18 protein-coding genes, 1 tRNA gene and 1 pseudogene are annotated in these 14,889 nt (G+C 69.1%); 12 read left to right on the top strand and 8 right to left on the bottom strand.

What is annotated here, in order from left to right; genetic code table 11:
- Positions 1-44 precede the first annotated feature (44 nt).
- Together ABZ656_RS32805 and ABZ656_RS32800 are read left to right on the top strand one after the other, a co-directional pair.
- Positions 45-737 (top strand): TetR/AcrR family transcriptional regulator C-terminal domain-containing protein, encoded by a 693-nt coding sequence (locus tag ABZ656_RS32805; protein WP_101406502.1) that lies wholly within the window; start codon positions 45-47, stop codon positions 735-737.
- Between the two features lie 287 nt (positions 738-1,024).
- Positions 1,025-1,183, top strand: a pseudogene (locus ABZ656_RS32800) (ISL3 family transposase); the annotation flags it as partial.
- Between the two features lie 20 nt (positions 1,184-1,203).
- Here the strand turns inward: ABZ656_RS32800 and ABZ656_RS32795 are convergent.
- Positions 1,204-1,623: a DUF4240 domain-containing protein gene (locus ABZ656_RS32795; RefSeq protein WP_101406501.1), complete on the bottom strand. Its 420-nt coding sequence runs from the start codon at positions 1,621-1,623 to the stop codon at positions 1,204-1,206.
- 315 nt (positions 1,624-1,938) lie between these two features.
- Between ABZ656_RS32795 and ABZ656_RS32790 the strand changes: the two genes are divergently transcribed.
- Complete coding sequence (locus ABZ656_RS32790) at positions 1,939-2,451, top strand: hypothetical protein (protein WP_101406500.1); 513 nt, start codon at positions 1,939-1,941, stop codon at positions 2,449-2,451.
- Between the two features lie 103 nt (positions 2,452-2,554).
- Here the strand turns inward: ABZ656_RS32790 and ABZ656_RS32785 are convergent.
- Positions 2,555-2,628: transfer RNA gene (locus tag ABZ656_RS32785), tRNA-Met, on the bottom strand.
- Positions 2,629-2,904: 276 nt separating this feature from the next.
- On the opposite strand from ABZ656_RS32785, the gene ABZ656_RS32780 reads away from it, so the two are divergent.
- The gene (locus ABZ656_RS32780) at positions 2,905-3,060 is read left to right on the top strand and encodes a hypothetical protein (RefSeq protein ID WP_360272661.1); all 156 of its coding nucleotides are present in this window, start codon (positions 2,905-2,907) and stop codon (positions 3,058-3,060) included.
- 196 nt (positions 3,061-3,256) lie between these two features.
- On the opposite strand, the gene ABZ656_RS32775 is transcribed toward ABZ656_RS32780, so the two are convergent.
- On the bottom strand, positions 3,257-3,940 hold the full coding sequence (locus tag ABZ656_RS32775) for an ABC transporter ATP-binding protein (protein ID WP_101406499.1): 684 nt from the start codon (positions 3,938-3,940) through the stop codon (positions 3,257-3,259).
- Entirely contained in the window at positions 3,937-5,025 is a 1,089-nt protein-coding gene (locus ABZ656_RS32770; protein WP_101406498.1) for an ABC transporter permease, read from the bottom strand. The genes ABZ656_RS32775 and ABZ656_RS32770 overlap by 4 nt, the downstream gene beginning before the upstream one ends.
- Before the next feature lie 170 nt (positions 5,026-5,195).
- On the opposite strand from ABZ656_RS32770, the gene ABZ656_RS32765 reads away from it, so the two are divergent.
- Positions 5,196-6,416 carry a sensor histidine kinase gene (locus tag ABZ656_RS32765; protein ID WP_360272657.1) on the top strand — a complete coding sequence of 407 codons (1,221 nt, stop codon included), beginning with the start codon at positions 5,196-5,198 and terminating at the stop codon, positions 6,414-6,416.
- Positions 6,413-7,051: a response regulator transcription factor gene (locus ABZ656_RS32760; RefSeq protein WP_101406496.1), complete on the top strand. Its 639-nt coding sequence runs from the start codon at positions 6,413-6,415 to the stop codon at positions 7,049-7,051. Before ABZ656_RS32765 ends, ABZ656_RS32760 begins: the two co-directional genes overlap by 4 nt.
- Positions 7,052-7,172: 121 nt before the next feature.
- Here ABZ656_RS32760 and ABZ656_RS32755 read toward each other — a convergent pair whose 3' ends face one another.
- Together ABZ656_RS32755 and ABZ656_RS32750 are read right to left on the bottom strand one after the other, a co-directional pair.
- Positions 7,173-7,499 carry a hypothetical protein gene (locus ABZ656_RS32755; RefSeq protein ID WP_129592346.1) on the bottom strand — a complete coding sequence of 109 codons (327 nt, stop codon included), beginning with the start codon at positions 7,497-7,499 and terminating at the stop codon, positions 7,173-7,175.
- The gene (locus tag ABZ656_RS32750; protein ID WP_101408302.1) at positions 7,475-7,708 is read right to left on the bottom strand and encodes a hypothetical protein; all 234 of its coding nucleotides are present in this window, start codon (positions 7,706-7,708) and stop codon (positions 7,475-7,477) included. The genes ABZ656_RS32755 and ABZ656_RS32750 overlap by 25 nt, the downstream gene beginning before the upstream one ends.
- Before the next feature lie 373 nt (positions 7,709-8,081).
- On the opposite strand from ABZ656_RS32750, the gene ABZ656_RS32745 reads away from it, so the two are divergent.
- Positions 8,082-8,420 (top strand): hypothetical protein, encoded by a 339-nt coding sequence (locus tag ABZ656_RS32745; RefSeq protein WP_360272652.1) that lies wholly within the window; start codon positions 8,082-8,084, stop codon positions 8,418-8,420.
- A 207-nt stretch (positions 8,421-8,627) separates the two neighbouring features.
- Positions 8,628-8,834, top strand: a complete 207-nt coding sequence (locus ABZ656_RS32740; protein ID WP_360272649.1) for a hypothetical protein — start codon at positions 8,628-8,630, stop codon at positions 8,832-8,834.
- A gap of 348 nt (positions 8,835-9,182) precedes the next feature.
- Here the strand turns inward: ABZ656_RS32740 and ABZ656_RS32735 are convergent, their stop codons facing one another.
- Complete coding sequence (locus ABZ656_RS32735) at positions 9,183-9,326, bottom strand: ATP-dependent DNA ligase (RefSeq protein ID WP_360272646.1); 144 nt, start codon at positions 9,324-9,326, stop codon at positions 9,183-9,185.
- Positions 9,327-9,532: 206 nt separating this feature from the next.
- Complete coding sequence (locus tag ABZ656_RS32730; protein ID WP_360272643.1) at positions 9,533-10,513, bottom strand: winged helix-turn-helix domain-containing protein; 981 nt, start codon at positions 10,511-10,513, stop codon at positions 9,533-9,535.
- A gap of 89 nt (positions 10,514-10,602) precedes the next feature.
- On the opposite strand from ABZ656_RS32730, the gene ABZ656_RS32725 reads away from it, so the two are divergent.
- The 4 genes from ABZ656_RS32725 (at position 10,603) to ABZ656_RS32710 (ending at position 14,636) form a co-directional block, all read left to right on the top strand.
- On the top strand, positions 10,603-11,919 hold the full coding sequence (locus tag ABZ656_RS32725) for an MFS transporter (RefSeq protein ID WP_101406492.1): 1,317 nt from the start codon (positions 10,603-10,605) through the stop codon (positions 11,917-11,919).
- A 183-nt stretch (positions 11,920-12,102) separates the two neighbouring features.
- A complete protein-coding gene (locus ABZ656_RS32720) occupies positions 12,103-12,687 on the top strand; it encodes a DinB family protein (protein WP_101406491.1) in 585 nt (194 codons plus the stop codon).
- A gap of 101 nt (positions 12,688-12,788) precedes the next feature.
- Positions 12,789-13,631, top strand: a complete 843-nt coding sequence (locus ABZ656_RS32715; protein ID WP_360272639.1) for an IS5 family transposase — start codon at positions 12,789-12,791, stop codon at positions 13,629-13,631.
- Between the two features lie 174 nt (positions 13,632-13,805).
- Positions 13,806-14,636, top strand: a complete 831-nt coding sequence (locus ABZ656_RS32710) for an aspartate/glutamate racemase family protein (RefSeq protein ID WP_360272636.1) — start codon at positions 13,806-13,808, stop codon at positions 14,634-14,636.
- Positions 14,637-14,889 lie beyond the last annotated feature (253 nt).

Here is a 14,889-nt window from a genome sequence, read left to right as displayed (position 1 = left end):
CTGTATTTCCCCATTGTGATGCAACGCAACAGAACGGTGTGACCATGACTGTGTGGGACCGGCCGGAGCCGCCGACTCGCCCCGTGCCGCTCGACCGGGAGCGGATCGTCGCCGCCGCGATCGCGCTGGCCGACGAGGGCGGGCTGGAGGCGGTGTCGGTGCGCAAGGTCGCCGCCCGGCTGAACGCCGGCCCGATGCGGCTGTACGGATACATCTCCACCAAGGAGGAGCTGTTCGACCTCATGGTGGACGAGGTCCAGGCCGAGATTCTCCCCGAGGAGTACCCCGGTGACTGGCGGGAGGCGCTGCGCGTCCTCGCCTGCCGCACCAGGCAGGCCGCTCTCCGTCACGAATGGCTGGCCGACGTGCTCGGCGGTCGCCCGACCCTGGGCCCGAACGGCCTCGCCGTGACCGAGGCCAAGCTGGCCGCCCTCGACGGCCTCGCCGACGTCGACACCGTCATGCGCGCTGTGGAGACTGTCAGCGCCTACGTCACCGGCGCGGTCAGGCGCGAGATCGCGAACCTGAGGGCCGAGCGCGCCACGGGCCTGTCCAAGCGCGACTGGCAGCGAGCCTCCGGCCCGCATGTGACGAGGATGTTGGCCACGGGCCGCTTCCCGGCGCTGACCAAGGCCGTGTACGACGGCACGGACGTGGACGCCGAGGCATCCTTCGCGACCGGCCTGGACTGGGTCCTCGATGCTGTGGCCGCCAAACTGCCCAGGCCGCCGGCGTGACGCTCAGCTCTTGCCGAAGGTGAGCGAGGTCGGGGTCGGTGTCCACGGGCCGTGCGGGCTTGCGCCGCCATCACTTCATAACGTTGGGGCGGCCATCGGGCTCACCGAAAGCCAGGACCGGAGGCTGCTGGACGTCCGGCTCGCCTGTCCGGACATCACTCGGGCCTGCGACCTCGCCCGTGCGTTCGCCGCTCTGGTCCGCCACCGGCGCGGATACCTACTGCTGGAGTGGATCCGCCAGGCCGAACAGGATGCCCCCAAAGCCGATGCAGGGCTTCGCCGGTTTCCTCCGCCAGGACCTCGACGCCGTCGCCGCCGGGCTCACCCTGCCGTGGAGCTCCGGCGTTGTCGAAGGGCACGTGAACCGGGTGAAAACCCTCAAGAGGGCCATGGATGGCCGGGCCTCGTTCGAGCTCCTCCGCACCCGCGTACTCACCCAACCATGATCATCATGGAACGGGCATCCTCAAACGCTCCTACGGAGGAACAGTGGGACCAGGCGAGGTAGTCTGCGGCGCATCTCGTCGTTGTCGTCGAAGTCGAAATCCTCGCCCATGTCGACGCTGTTGTCGCTCCCGGCATTCGCTCCTCGGAAGCCGTGCCATGCCTGGTAAAAGGCATCTGCATCGTCCGTGATCCGTTCGAACGCTCCGGCAGCTACATAGTTCACATCCTCGTAGAACAGAACCTCGGAGCGGGCCCGGGCGTTCACGGCCTGGAGCACGGCAGGGTGCCCAGCGAGGCTGTCGGGAGCAGCGGCCACACGTTCGTACCACTCACGGCCCAGGGCGATCACACCAGCGCGGAAGTCCATGAAACTGTCGTCGGAGCAGCCGCCCCCAACGAGGTAAGCGGCCGCCCACACATCCCAGCGCAACACGACCACGAACCGTGACTCAGCGTGTGCAGGTCACGCAAATTGAGCCAGAGCCGAATTACGTGACGCTGAAACCGCGCGGAGTGGGGAATTGCGTGATCGCTGACACGCCGAAGCTGCCGGTGAACAGGCCCTGCTCCTTGAGCCCTGCTGGACTTCAACGGGCTCAGCCACCGCACGCTCGCCCAGCAGGCACCCGGCTACTCCCACGTCACGTACGGGGCCGTCCTGCGCGGCGCACGCCCGCTGCGGGCGAAGATCCCCTACCAGATCCTCATCGGCTGCGGCGTCCACTCGATCCACAGCCAGGAGGCCTGGTTCCGGGTGCTGAGCAGCTTCTCGTGGAAGGAGGGTCTGGAGGGAGGCAAGCTGCTGGCCCGAGTGGGACAGCCTTTCCGGTACGCCGGCGACATCGACATGAAGATGCTCAAGGCCATCCTCGAGCGGCTGGAGCGGGGCCGCGGTCTGCTCATCGCCAACGCCGTGTCATACGACAGCGTCAGCGCCCTGCGCACCGCGTTCGAGGACATGCAGGCGCTGCTGCTGAGTTCCCTGCAGCGAGCGGAGGTCCGGATGCCGCACAAGCCTGAACTCGCCTTCAACCAGGTGGTGAACCAGCTGCACCTCAGCTCGGTCCCCAACCCGGCGGCCATCGCCGCGCTCGTACCGCTCGCGATGCCGTTCCACCCGCGACTGCGGACCCGGGTCGTCATGGCACTGAAGAATGCGGGCGAGCTGCTACGGAAGGCAGGCGCCGGCGAGCTCGACATCCGTGGCTGGCCCGGCCTTCGGACGCCGACACCGCCACTCCAACGCACCGCACGCGTCGCCTCGTGAAGCCTGCGACTGCCGGATGGCTGATCCACCGAGGGTGCTGCCGCATCCCAGGGCTGGATACGTCTGAGGGGCCAGCACATCGTGCTGGCCCCTCAGGCTTCAGTAGCGGGGACAGGATTTGAACCTGCGACCTCTGGGTTATGAGCCCAGCGAGCTACCGAGCTGCTCCACCCCGCGTCGGATTGCTCCACCCTACGCGATCCCTCCCGGCCCCGAGACCATGATCGCCTGCCTGCCCCGAGGTGCCGGCGGAGGCCGCCCGGCAGGCCGGCACGTCGGCTGTTGCTGCCGAGCCTGCCCCGCTGCGTACGGCGGCGTGAACACGTCGATCGTCTGTGAGGCCAACGGCCTTGGTGGCACGATGCGTTGGGACGAAAGGCGGGGTTTCGTGCGTGTGACAGGCGGCAGATTCAAACGGCGGTCCTGGGCGGTGCGGACTCGGAGGAGCCGCTGATGCTGCCGCTGGAGGCGATCGAGCTGGACGCCTTCCGCCGCCGTCACGAGCACGACACGTTCTGGTGCGGGCTGCTGCTCGGCGGCTGCGGCCTTCAGCTGACCACCAAGCTGTACACCGGCCGGGTCTGTTCCCTGTCAAGTTGGACGTGTTGACGTCGGAGGTGGCTCCAGGCGCAGGGTGAGAGTTGCGGAATCGCGTATCGAGGAGCCGACGAGTGGTGGGTGGACGGTTCGTGCTCTATGGCCCCGCCGTGAGACGCCATCCACGCGGACCAAGTCGCTGGGTACCTCTGGTGAGGGGGCGGATCCCATGAGTGTGTCGGGGGCCGTGCCCTCGCGTGCTGTTGTTTCAGCTGGTTGATGCTGGCAGGCGGAGGCGGCCGTCGTGGACTTCTGTGATCTGGTCGACGGCGGTGAGGTGGGCGCGGTCGTGGGTGACCAGGACGGTGGCGGTGGCCTGCTGGTGGGTGAGTTGGGTGATCAGGTGGATGACGGCGGCGCCGCGCTCGTGGTCGAGGGCGCTGGTGGGTTCGTCGACCAGGAGGACGGTGGGATCGTTCATCAGCGCGCGGGCGATGTTGACGCGCTGGCGCTGACCGCCGGAGAGCTGGTGGGGTCGGCGGTCGGCCTGGTCGGCCAGGCCCACCGCGTCGAGAAGTTCCATCGCCCGGATCCGGGCGGTGCGGGGCTTACGGCCGTCGATCTGGGCCATGACCTGTAGTTGCTCGGCGGCGGTGAGCGAGGGCAGGAGATTGGGCTGCTGGAAGATGATGCCGATCTTGTGGCGGCGCAGGTCGGTGAGTTCGCCGCGGGTCAGGTCGGTGGCGTCGGTGCCGTCGATGGTGACGGTGCCGGTGTCGGGGGTGATGAGGGTGGCGGCGACGGCGAGGAGGCTGGACTTGCCGGAGCCGGAGGGGCCGACGACGGCGGTGAGACTGCCCTTGGGCACGTCCAGGGTGACGTGGTCGAGGGCGGTCAGGCTGCCCTCGCCGTCGGGGTAGGTGAGGGTGATGTCGGTCAGGTTGAGGCTCATCGGGCGCTCCCCAGGGCGGTCAGCGGGTCGACGGAGGTGATACGGCGGATGGACAGGGCAGCTCCGAGGGCGCCGAGCGCGATCATCACGACGGCCGGGACGAGGACGGTGGTGGGGGTGAGGAGGAACGGCACGGCGCTGCCTGCGGCGAGGGCGCCGAGGCCGGCGGCGATGCCGGTGCCGATCAGGGTGCCGCCGGCGAGCAGGACGACGGCCTGGCCGAGGGCGTCCTTGAGGAGGTTCGTGGTGGAGGCGCCCAGGGCCTTGAGGACGGCGACGTCGCCGCTGCGCTGGATGGTCCAGACGGTGAAGAAGGCCCCGATGACCAGGGCGGAGATGGCGAACAGGAAACCGCGCATCAGCTGCAGGGAGCCGTTTTCGGAGGTGTAGGACCCGATCGCGGACAGCGAGTCGTCGTTGGAGACCGTCTTGGTGCCGGCCTGCTGGTCGGTAGCAGCCAGATCGGCACCGGAGGCGGCGTTCACGGCGATGACGGTGGCCGTCGGGCTCTCACCACTACTCGCGGGCGGCGCGGTCTTCTGCCAGGTGTCCAGGCTGGTCCAGATGACCGGGGTGTGGCTGAAGAAGGCATCGCCCTGCACCGCGGCCACCCTCAGCTGCTGCCCGGCCAGGGTGAAGGAGTCGCCGGGCTCCACGCCGAGGTCGTCGGCAGCCGTGATGGACAGCACCACCGACTGGTCCTCGATCTTGCTGCTGTCCGGGGCGAGGCGGGAGCCGGGCTGGACGCCGAAGACGGAGACGCCAGTGCTCTGGTCCCCGGCGGTGGCCTTGGTGGTGCTGATCCCCAACGGTTCGGCGCTGGTGACGCCGGGGGCTTTGGCCCATTGCTGCCACTGCGCTTCAGTAACGGTGGAGTTGGAGTACGACAGGTCCTGTCCGCCGCTGGGAGTCTGGAAGGCGATCTTGTCAGCGGGCAAGCCGGTGATCGCGGAGATGTTCTGCTGGCCGAGTCCGGCCGTCAGTCCGGACAGCAGTCCGACCAGCAGGGTGATCAGCACGATGACGGTGCCCATCAGGGCGAAGCGACCCTTGGCGAACTTGAGGTCTCTCCAGGCAACGAACACGGCCTTGACCTGTCCTTTCCGAGGGGAAGCGGTATGCCTCCACCCTCGCCGCCGGCCCCTCGTGCGCGCGTCTGGCGCAGGACGGCAGTTCGCGGGCCGGAAGACGGCACGCGGGTTATAACTTTCGATGGACGCCCCAGGGGGCCTGTCTTCGTAGCCTGGGAGGCACTGTGAACACTCCTGCTCCCACGCTGACCCCGACGACCCGGGCCCTGGCCTGGTGCCTGCACCTGCTGATCATCGGCCTGCTCGTCCTGGCCGCCGGCCGGGCCCTGGCCGACAGCCGGGCTGATGCCGGGAAGATCGTCGCCGCAGCCGCGGCCTGCGCTGCGGTGTACGCGGCCGGGCCGCTCCTGCCCCACATCCGCTCCTCCCGGCCCGCCGCCGCCTGGTGGCTGGCCTCTGTGGGCGCCGTGTGGCTGGTGCTGCTTGCCCTGTCCGCCGCCGCCGTGTGGGTAGCCTTCCCGCTGTACTTCCTCCAGCTCCACCTACTGCCCCGCCGCGCCGGACTGGCCGCGGTCGCCGCCACCACAGCGGCGGCTATCGCCGGGTTCGCCGCCCACCAGCACTCCTTCAGCCCCGCGATGGCGATCGGCCCCGCTCTCGGCGCCGCCGTCGCCACCGCGGTGGTACGGGGCTACCAAGCCCTATACCGGGAGAGCGAACAGCGCAGGCACCTTATCGAGGAGCTCACCGCCACCCGCGCCGACCTCGCCCGGGCCCAGCACACCGCCGGGGTGCTCGCCGAACGCGAGCGCCTGGCCCGCGAGATTCACGACACGCTCGCCCAGGGCCTCTCCAGCATCCAGCTGCTGCTGCGTGCTGCCGAACGAGCTCTGCCCGGCCGCCCCGAGGCCGCCGCCCAGCACGTCGGCCAAGCCCGGCAGGCGGCCGTGGACAGCCTTGCCGAGGCCCGCCGCTTCGTCGCCGCTCTCACCCCACCCACTCTGGAAGGCACCACCCTGGCCGCCGCACTGGAACGCCTGTGCACCACGACCAGCAGCCGCCACCGCCTTACCGCAAGCTTTCACCTCACCGGCGACCCCGTACCACTGCCGACGGCTCACGAGGTCGCCCTGCTGCGCATCGCCCAGTCCGCCCTTGCCAACACCGTCCGCCACTCCCGCGCCACCACCGCCGAGATCACCCTCAGTTACCTCGGCGACCACATCGCCCTCGACGTCGTCGACAACGGGCGCGGTTTCGCCCCCGCCGAACTGCCCGCGCCCGACCCCGAAAGTGGCGGCTTCGGCCTGCCAGCCATGCGTGCCCGCATGCGTGCCCTCGGCGGCACCCTGACCATCGAGTCTGCCCCCGGCCACGGCACCGCCCTGGCCGCCCAGCTGCCCCCCGCCCTGCCCGCCGAGTCCCAGCCCGAGGCCCGCCCGTGACCGACAACGCCCCCATCCGACTCCTGCTGGCCGACGACCACCCCGTGGTGAGGGCCGGCCTGCGCGCTGTACTGGAAACCGAACCCGGCCTCATCGTCGTGGCCGAAGCCGCCAACGCCGAGGACGCCATCATCCGGGCCGCCGAGGGCGACATCGATGTCGTGCTGATGGACCTACAGTTCGGGAAGGGCATGGGCGGCGCCGAAGCCACCGCCCAGATCACCGCCCGACCAGACGCGCCCCGCGTGCTGATCGTCACCACCTACGACTCCGACGCCGACACCCTGCCCGCCATCGAGGCCGGCGCCACCGGCTACCTCCTCAAGGACGCGCCACCCGAGGACCTGGCCGCCGCCGTACGCACGGCGGCGGCGGGCCGTACTACGCTCGCGCCCACCGTCGCGGACCGGCTGATGAACCGGCTCCGCACTCCAGGCACCACCCTGACCAGGCGCGAGACCGAAGTCCTCGCCCTGGTCGCCGATGGCCTGTCCAACCAGGCCATCGGCGACCGCCTCCACCTGACCGAAGGCACCGTCAAGTCCCACCTGGCCCGCATCTACGCCAAGCTCGGCGTCGACTCACGCACCGCCGCCGTCGCCACTGCAACCGGCCTCGGCCTCATCCGCCGCTGAGTGGGCACGTGCGACCGCGCTGGTGAGGAGGATGCGGACATTGCGGTGTTGTTCGGCGACCCGCTGGCGCAAGGAGCTACCGACGAAATGCGGCGCTCGGGGTGACGGATTGAGTCGAGCATCAGTCGGTGGGACGGCCTCCTCGTGTGCGGCGGCGTGAGCGCCGCGCGGGGGTCCCAGTTTGGGAGCGTGGCCGTTGCCGCGGGATCGCCGACAGTGGGCGGTGGACGAACTCGGTGGCCGCGGTAAGGGCTTGGCGGGCCTCATTCGTCGTCGCGGGCTGGTTTCGCTCCCGGACCAGCTTGTGGATCTCTCGTACGAAGCTTGTCAGCAGATCCGTCAGGTTGGCCTTCTCCGGGTCGGTCCTGCGGTTGTCGACGACTTCGGCGATGTCGTCGAGCCACCACTGCGCCATGTCCTCGACTACGAGACCGTCTCTGTGCTCCAAGAGCTGGTGGCACAGCCCTGGATCCAGCAGCGCCGTCGGAACGCCTCCCGGAACTCCTCCACGGAGCCCGGGTCACGGACATCAGACCAGGCCCGCGGATCCATCCGCGCGACCTCCACGAGCGCCATCACCTCCCGCCGGGCCTGGTCGCCCGGCAGCTGCGCCATGACCTCCACCGCGAGCTCCTCCACCACCACGCCGTACCGCATCCCGCACACCCCGTGCGATCGACTCGGGCAGCAGCGTACGGAGGAACGGCCGATCGCGTTCGGGCCTGTGGATAACCCGGATTTCGCGGCGTGGTTGCCCCGACCACTGGAACCAGACCATGGCCCCGACCACGGTCCGGCCGTGCCGCGTCCAGCCCCGACCACGGCTGGTCAGCGTCGGGTTCGTCCCGCAGGAGCGACCCGCTATGCTGCCAGACGGCTAGGCGCGTACAGCCCCCCGCCGTCAGCTCCCACGCAGCAGGCGATCCCGGGTGAAGGTCTCACAGGCCCGCGTTCCCCGTAGATCATCAAACGCATCGAGCAACCGGGGCGGGCACGGCGTGGGCAAGGTCCGCCGGAATCCGAGACGACGATGCCGAAGCAGCAGCCCCGCGCCGCGCAGCTCGCCCGTCAGATCCAGGCCGTGACCGGCCTGCCGTACACCCGATGCCTCAAGATGTGCGAGCCCTTCGAGGGCAGCTGGGTCCGCCTTGCCCGCGAACTGCGGGCGGCGGGCCTGATCGAGGTCGCCGACTACCTCCTGGCCGTCGACGCCGTGACCACAGAGGCGAGCACTTGGTTCTCCGCAGGAGGGGAGATTCAGGGGCTCTTCTACTACACCGACAACAAGCGGGTCCAGCGGACGTATGACGCCTGCTCAGACGCCGCTGACGCAGCCCTGAACCGGGCCGGGTTCGACAGGCACTCGTGAGACTCCGACGCCGAGGCGTACCACGCGGCCTTCCTCGCCCTGTCGAAGGCCGGGACGCCGCCCGACGACCGTACGCTCGCCCGCGCCGCCCTCGACGTCTTCGCCGACGACGCGACGTGGTGCTCGGACGTCATCCGCTCCAGGGGGCGGGCCCCCTTCACGTACGACACCGCCGTCGGCCTCACCGGCCCCGGCACGTCGACCGCCGTGGCCGCCAGGAAGGCCGCCCGTGCAATTGCCCGCGCGGCCGCCGTCCCGTTCAACGGGGATGAGGAGTGGTACGAAGCGGCAGGGATCATGGTCGAGGTGATGTGGCATGCGGTCGAGGCCGCCGGACTGTCGCCGCTGGAGGGGCGCCCAAACTGCCAGGACCACCTTCGGGACTTCATGGACGGTGAGATCCCCCAGCGGTGACAGGGCGGCGGGGCGGCCGGACTACTGTAACCAGTCCAGCAGGACGACCGCCTCGCCAGTTACCCGACCCGGCGAGCTCGTCAGGTTGCGCTGGCTGTTGCGACAAGTGTTGCGTCAAATGTTGCGCTGAGCGTTGCGGGACCTGTAGATCCCCTCTCGCATCTGTGCAGGTCAGTACGCGGTTTTGGCGTGGTCGGGCTGCTGACATCCCCGTTGCGGCCGCTTTTGCCTATGTCCCTGGCTGGAGTTGAAGAGAGGGAGGGCGGGATGGGCGGCGCGGACGCGGCCGGGGATCGGGGCGCGCTCGCTCGTGTTGCGCGTCGGCGGAGCCTCCGCGCTGCGCCGCCGTCAGCGCGGCGGTGACGTCAGGCGGGGGACGTCGGCAGGGGAGAGGTCGGGGCGGGCGCGGTGCCGGCGTGCGGGGTGGCGCCACCGGCCGGAGGCGTCTCGAGCGACGCCGACTTCCACCACCAGCTCGGGTTCAACCAGCATCAGTGGTTCCCCTTCCCAGACCAGAGACCTCCCCCTAACAGTGGCTCCGCAGCCCTCCGGGCGGGGACGCAGAACCTCACTTCCTGGCCCGCATAGTTTTGAACAACCTCCGATGAAGTCGGGCATTTACGGCATGGAGACACCGTGTTAAGCCTTGCCAACATCATCTGCTGGCGGCGCCTCAAAGACAGTGCTGATCTGAGCCCTCAGCCCGAACCGGCGACCAGCGCCTCGCCGAGCGGGGTGCGCCGGTAGAGCACCGACCGTCCGGACCGGGCGCGGACGAGCAGCCCCGCGCCTCGCAGGATGGCGAGGTGGTCTCCCACCGCGCCGGGTGCCATGGCGAGGCTTCGGGCGAGGTGGCTGGTACTGGCCGGGGCGTCCAGCGCCAACAGCAGCCGGGCTCGGGCCCGGCCGACCAGAGCGGTCAGCCCGTCCGGTTGGGGGACGGTCGCCTGTTCGCCCCACAGGGCGGCGGTGCCGCGGGCAGGATAGACCAAGGTCCTGGGCCAGGGGTCTTCCAGGTGGGCGGCGATATTCCCGACGAAGACCGAAGGGATCAGCAGTAGCCCGTCGCCGGCGAGGCGGACGTTTCCGACTGGGGGGAAGAAGCCGATCTCGATACCGCCGGCGCGCCAGGCGATGCTCGGGTGCAGGCTCTCGATGGTCGTGGCCCATCCGTGTTCGCCGATCACACCCACCCGGTGCACGACATCGCGCTCACAGATCGCGCGCAGTTGCGGCCAGTCCGGGGCGAGCAGCTCGTGCCACGCCTGGTCCATCGCCTCGGCGATCCTGGAGACGGCGTCCGTGGAGTCCAGCACTGCGCGTACGCGGGGATCATGGGCGGACGGGCCGGTCGCGGTGGCGGCGAATTCGTGGCGGGCCGCTTCCAGCGGTGTGGCCCGGATCACGGCCAGGTCGTCAGCCCAGGTCTGGTTGAGGCCGCGCGGGGGCGGGGCGACGAAGTTCGGTCCGGATTGCGGGGTGTGCAGGGCGAGAGCGGCGTCCAGTTCGGTCTCGCGGCGAAGCCGTTCAAAGGCCGGCAGGAGCCGGGTGGCCCAGGCTCGCGGCAGCGGCCGGTTCTGGCCAGCGAGCGAGCGTAGCAGTAAGCAGAGGTCCATCGCGGGCGACAGTGCGAAGCGGCTGCGCAGCAGGTCCTCGACGGAGACTTCGAAGCGGAGCACCCTGCGATGCTACCGCCGGACGTCTGTTCCGATTCGTCCAGCGACGAATCATTGGTGAGTGGCGTGGGCGCACGGCGAGGCTGCGTGTCATGACCCCAACCGCCGAACCCGCGCAGGGCAACCACCGTGCCACCTACCGGGAGGTACTGGCCGAGCCGCGATTCCGGCTGCTCTTCTCGACCCGCACCGTCGCGATCACTGCGGGCTCGCTGCGGATCACCACGTTCTCGGTGCTGGTCTTCGCGGCCACCGGCTCCGCGCTGTTGAGCGCACTGGCCTTCGGCATCGGCTTTCTCCCGCAGTTGTTCGGCTCGCTGCTGCTGGGCTCACTGGCCGACCAACTGCCGCCCCGCGCGCTCATCGCCAGCGGCTACGCCTTGGAGTGCGCCGCCGCCCTGCTGCTCGCCCTGGTGTGGATGCCGATCGCGGCAAGCCTCGGTGTCGTGGCGCTGGTCGCCCTCGCCACACCGGTGTTCGGCGGCGCGTCGAGTCGGCTGGTCGCGCAGTCGCTGGAGGGCGACGCCTATGTACTTGGCCGTTCACTGAACAACATCGCTGCCTCCGGCGCGCAATTGTTCGGTCTGGCGCTGGGAGGTGCGGTCGTCGCGGTACTCGGCCCGCACCGGGCGCTCGCGGTCAGCGCCGCCCTCTACCTCGGCTGCGCGCTCGCTATCCGCATCCGGCTACCCCGGCTGGAGCTGGGAGAGTTCGGCGGCACACCCGGCAGCGCTCGGGGCGATGGCGGGGCCGTCCGGGCAAGCCTGCACGGTGCCGGCCTGCTGCTGCGCGGACACACGGTACGACGACTGATGCTGGCCCAGTGGCTACCGCCCGCGTTCGTAGCGGGCGCGGAAGGTCTGATCGTCGCCTACGCGGGAGGACGCCACTTCGCGCCCGGCTGGTACGCGGTGCTGATGGGCTGTCTGCCGGTCGGCATGCTGGTCGGTGACCTGCTGGTGGGTCGACTGCTACGGCCGCCCACCCGGGAGCGACTGGTAGTCCCGTTGATTGCGCTGATGGGACTGCCGCTGGTCGGCTTCGCTGCCGAGCCCGGAGTGGGCGTCTCGTCCTGTCTGCTGCTGCTCTGCGGCTTCGGATTCGCCAACGGTCTCGGCCTGCAACGGCCGTTCCTGGACGCCCTGCCGCAGGATGGCCAGGGCCAGGCCTTCGGTCTGCTCGGCTCCGGCAGCATGACGCTTCAGGGCGTCGGGCCGGTCTGCTTCGGCTCGGTGGCCGCAGGCATCGGAACAGGCGGCGCAATCGCCCTGGCAGGCGGCGCGGCGGCGCTTACCGCCGGCTGGATTCTCACCTGGCACCCGCCCACCTCCCCGGTCCCCGTCCCGAACTACTCAACGGGATCAGGGAACGGCACCGAACAGCATGCGTGTAGTTGTCCTGCGCAGTAACCGTCGCCGGTCGGGTCGGCCGCGAGCCGTCACACACCCCACCCCCACCCCCACGTCTCTCTGACAGACAGTCATTCCCGTTAGCTCATTGTGTCAGGAGCCCTAAGCTTCGGCTCTGCCAGCCGTTGCGGACCACGTGCGGGATCTTGAGACCACGAACAGCCCATGGAAGGTTCATGCCGCATGATCGATAAATTCGCGAAGGACAACCTGCACGGGAGACTGCGGCGGGACCGCGAGGCGCTGCTCTGGAAACTCGACGGCTTGTCCGAATACGACGCCCGCCGACCTTTGACGGCGACCGGGACCAACCTGATCGGCCTGGTCAAGCACGTGGCCACCGTCGAGGCCAGGTACTTCGGCGAGGTCTTCGACCGCCCTTCCCCGGAATCGCTGTCCCGGTGGCAGGACTCCGACGGCAGCGATCTGTGGGCGACCGAGGACGAGACCCGCGATCAGATCATCGGGTTCTACCGGCGCACGTGGGAACACTCGGACGCGACGATCAACGAGCTTCCCCTCGACGCCCCCGGCCACGTGCCGTGGTGGCCGGAGCCTTATGCCGACACGAACCTGTTCGCCATCATGGTCCATGTCCTCGGCGAGTCCATCCGGCATGCCGGGCACGCCGATATCCTGCGCGAGGGCCTCGACGGCCGGACCGGGCTGCGCGCCGAACACGAGAAGCAGATCGACGAGGAAGCCCGTGCAGCCTACTGCGCGAAGATCGAGCAGGCCGCCAGGTCGGCCGCATCAATCGAGGCTTAGAGGCCGCACAGATAGGCACGGTGGTGGTACCTCGGTAGCAAAGCAGGCACAGGTCTTGGTGATCATGGAGTTGCGACGCTCTGTGATCACCGGGGAGACCTGTGCCTGTACTTCCATCATGGCTGACCGAACCGCTCTGGGGCCAATTCGCCGCCCTGTTGCCCGAGCGGTCGACCTACGCACCGACGCATCCGCTGGGCTGCCACCGCCCACGCATCAGCGACCGGATCGTCTTCGACAAGATGCTGCAGCTCCTGCGATTCGGCTGCTCCTACCAGGCGATCGCCGACACGACCTGCTCGGGCACCACGATCCGCAACCGCCGCGACGAGTGGATCCGGCTCGGCATCTTCGCCAAACTCAAGCAAATCGCCCTGGAGTCCTACGACCGGATCGTCGGCCTCCTCCTCGGCCAGATCGCCGTCGACGGCTCGATCACCAAAGCCCCCGGCGGCGGAGAGGTCGCGGGGCGCTCACCGGTCGATCGCGGCAAACAGGGCCTGAAACGCTCGGGCATGACGGATGGTTACGGAATTCCGTTGGGGCGCGTGCTGGCCGGAGCGAACCGTCACGACTCCCCGCTACTCGCCCCGACCCTGGACTGCCTGGACGACCTGGGACCGCTCCCTGCCGACATCACCGTGCACCTGGACGCCGGCTACGACTCGGACAAGACCCGCACCCTGCTCGACGAACGCGGCCTGCACGGCCGCATCGCGCACAGGGGTGAGAAGGCGCCCATCCAGGCAAGCCAGAGGTGGCACGTCGAACGGACCCACGCCTGGCAGAACGCCTTCCACCGCCTCGCCCGCTGCTACGAACGCCGAGCCACCGTAATCAATGTCTTCTTCGACCTCGCCGACACCATCATCACCGTGCGCAGTCTGATCCGCCGAGCGTGGACCACTCACCGCTGGGAGGACCGTCCCCGCCGCCGCCCATGACGGACCACCATCCACGCCAGCTCCAAGTCGCGTGCGCGAGAAGCGCTCGGCGGGACCCAAACGGAGCCTTCCCCGGCCACGGAGCCCGCGCCTGCTCATTCAGGGAGCTTCGCAGTGGTCCATGGGCCGTACCAGTGCAGCCAGGCGGCAAGACCTGGCTGGTAACTTGACCCCATGACGGTGGCGTTGATCGACTCAGGATTTGGCCTCCTTTCCACTACAGGCTGGCTTCGGCACCTGGCCCCGGAACTCGATCTGCTTCTGCTTCTGGACCCCGACGGCGCTCCCTGGGGATCGAGAACGGCCTCCTTCGTTACGGACCGCCTGTTCACCGCCGCTCAATTGGCCGTCCAGCGGGGCGCGGAGGCCATCGTGGTCCCCTGCAACACCGCCACCGCCACCGTCACCGCGATCGACGCTCTGCGCGAGAGGTTCGAACCGCGCGTACCCGTGATCGGAACCGTGCCCGCGGTGAAATCGGCCGCAGCAACCGGCCAAGGCATCGCCGTGTGGGCAACCGTCCGGACCACGTCGAGTGACTACCAGGATCGCCTGATCGCGGACTACGCGAACGGCATGCCGGTCGCGCGTGTCGCATGCCCCGGTCTGGCCGAGGCGATCGACCACGGCGACATGGCCGCAGCAACGGAAGCGATTACCGACGCAGCCGAGCGAACCCCCAAAAATTGCGACTCAGTGGTGCTGGGATGCACGCACTACCCCCTGGTGGCGCCAGAGATTCTGCAGAGCCTGCCCACCGGAACCACCCTGTACGACAGCGCGGAGGCAGTCGCCCGCCAAACACTGCGGCGATTGGACAGAACCACGGAATCGCACAGCACCATGGGCTCCATCGACGTGGTACTCAGCGGTCGCCGAGGAAACCTCCCAACAGGCGCCCACGCCTACCCAGTGGGCCGCGCCCTTGCCGCAGCAGGGCGAGTACCCAGCGAAATTCTCCTCTCCGCCGTAACTCGCTCCCCGATGGCTGCACCGGCGATCTGAGCAAGCCCCAGATCGTCTGCACCTTCTCGGCCAGGCGTACAGTCACTCCGCTCCAGGCAGACCCCGGTGATGACAGAGCGTGGCAACTACGTGATCGCACAGGGCCTGTGCCTATCTCGTGACAGGGCTCCCCACCGCGCCTATCTGCGCGACCTCTTAGTAGCTGTTGTCGTTCCGATCTTGAGGGGTGTGTGTCGAACGGGAGTCTCGATCGGGTGATCGCAACTGGTCGCGGGCATGAAGGCAGGGCCTC

Origin of the sequence: Streptomyces sp. NPDC007095 (genome assembly GCF_040634475.1) — a bacterium.
GTDB lineage: Bacteria > Actinomycetota > Actinomycetes > Streptomycetales > Streptomycetaceae > Streptomyces.
The sequence above is the reverse complement of the archived record's forward strand: the minus strand, read 5'-3'. Positions and strand labels throughout refer to the sequence as shown.

Bases quoted from the DNA above. Each gene is read 5' to 3' on its own strand.
- ABZ656_RS32745 (WP_360272652.1), top strand. From the start codon at position 8,082: ATGCCGAAGCAGCAGCCCCGCGCCGCGCAGCTCGCCCGTCAGATCCAG.
- ABZ656_RS32710 (WP_360272636.1), top strand. From the start codon at position 13,806: ATGACGGTGGCGTTGATCGACTCAGGATTTGGCCTCCTTTCCACTACA.
- ABZ656_RS32805 (WP_101406502.1), top strand. From the start codon at position 45: ATGACTGTGTGGGACCGGCCGGAGCCGCCGACTCGCCCCGTGCCGCTC.
- ABZ656_RS32775 (WP_101406499.1), bottom strand. From the start codon at position 3,940: ATGAGCCTCAACCTGACCGACATCACCCTCACCTACCCCGACGGCGAG.
- ABZ656_RS32720 (WP_101406491.1), top strand. From the start codon at position 12,103: ATGATCGATAAATTCGCGAAGGACAACCTGCACGGGAGACTGCGGCGG.
- ABZ656_RS32750 (WP_101408302.1), bottom strand. From the start codon at position 7,708: ATGCGGTACGGCGTGGTGGTGGAGGAGCTCGCGGTGGAGGTCATGGCG.
- ABZ656_RS32725 (WP_101406492.1), top strand. From the start codon at position 10,603: ATGACCCCAACCGCCGAACCCGCGCAGGGCAACCACCGTGCCACCTAC.
- ABZ656_RS32735 (WP_360272646.1), bottom strand. From the start codon at position 9,326: ATGCTGGTTGAACCCGAGCTGGTGGTGGAAGTCGGCGTCGCTCGAGAC.
- ABZ656_RS32780 (WP_360272661.1), top strand. From the start codon at position 2,905: ATGCTGCCGCTGGAGGCGATCGAGCTGGACGCCTTCCGCCGCCGTCAC.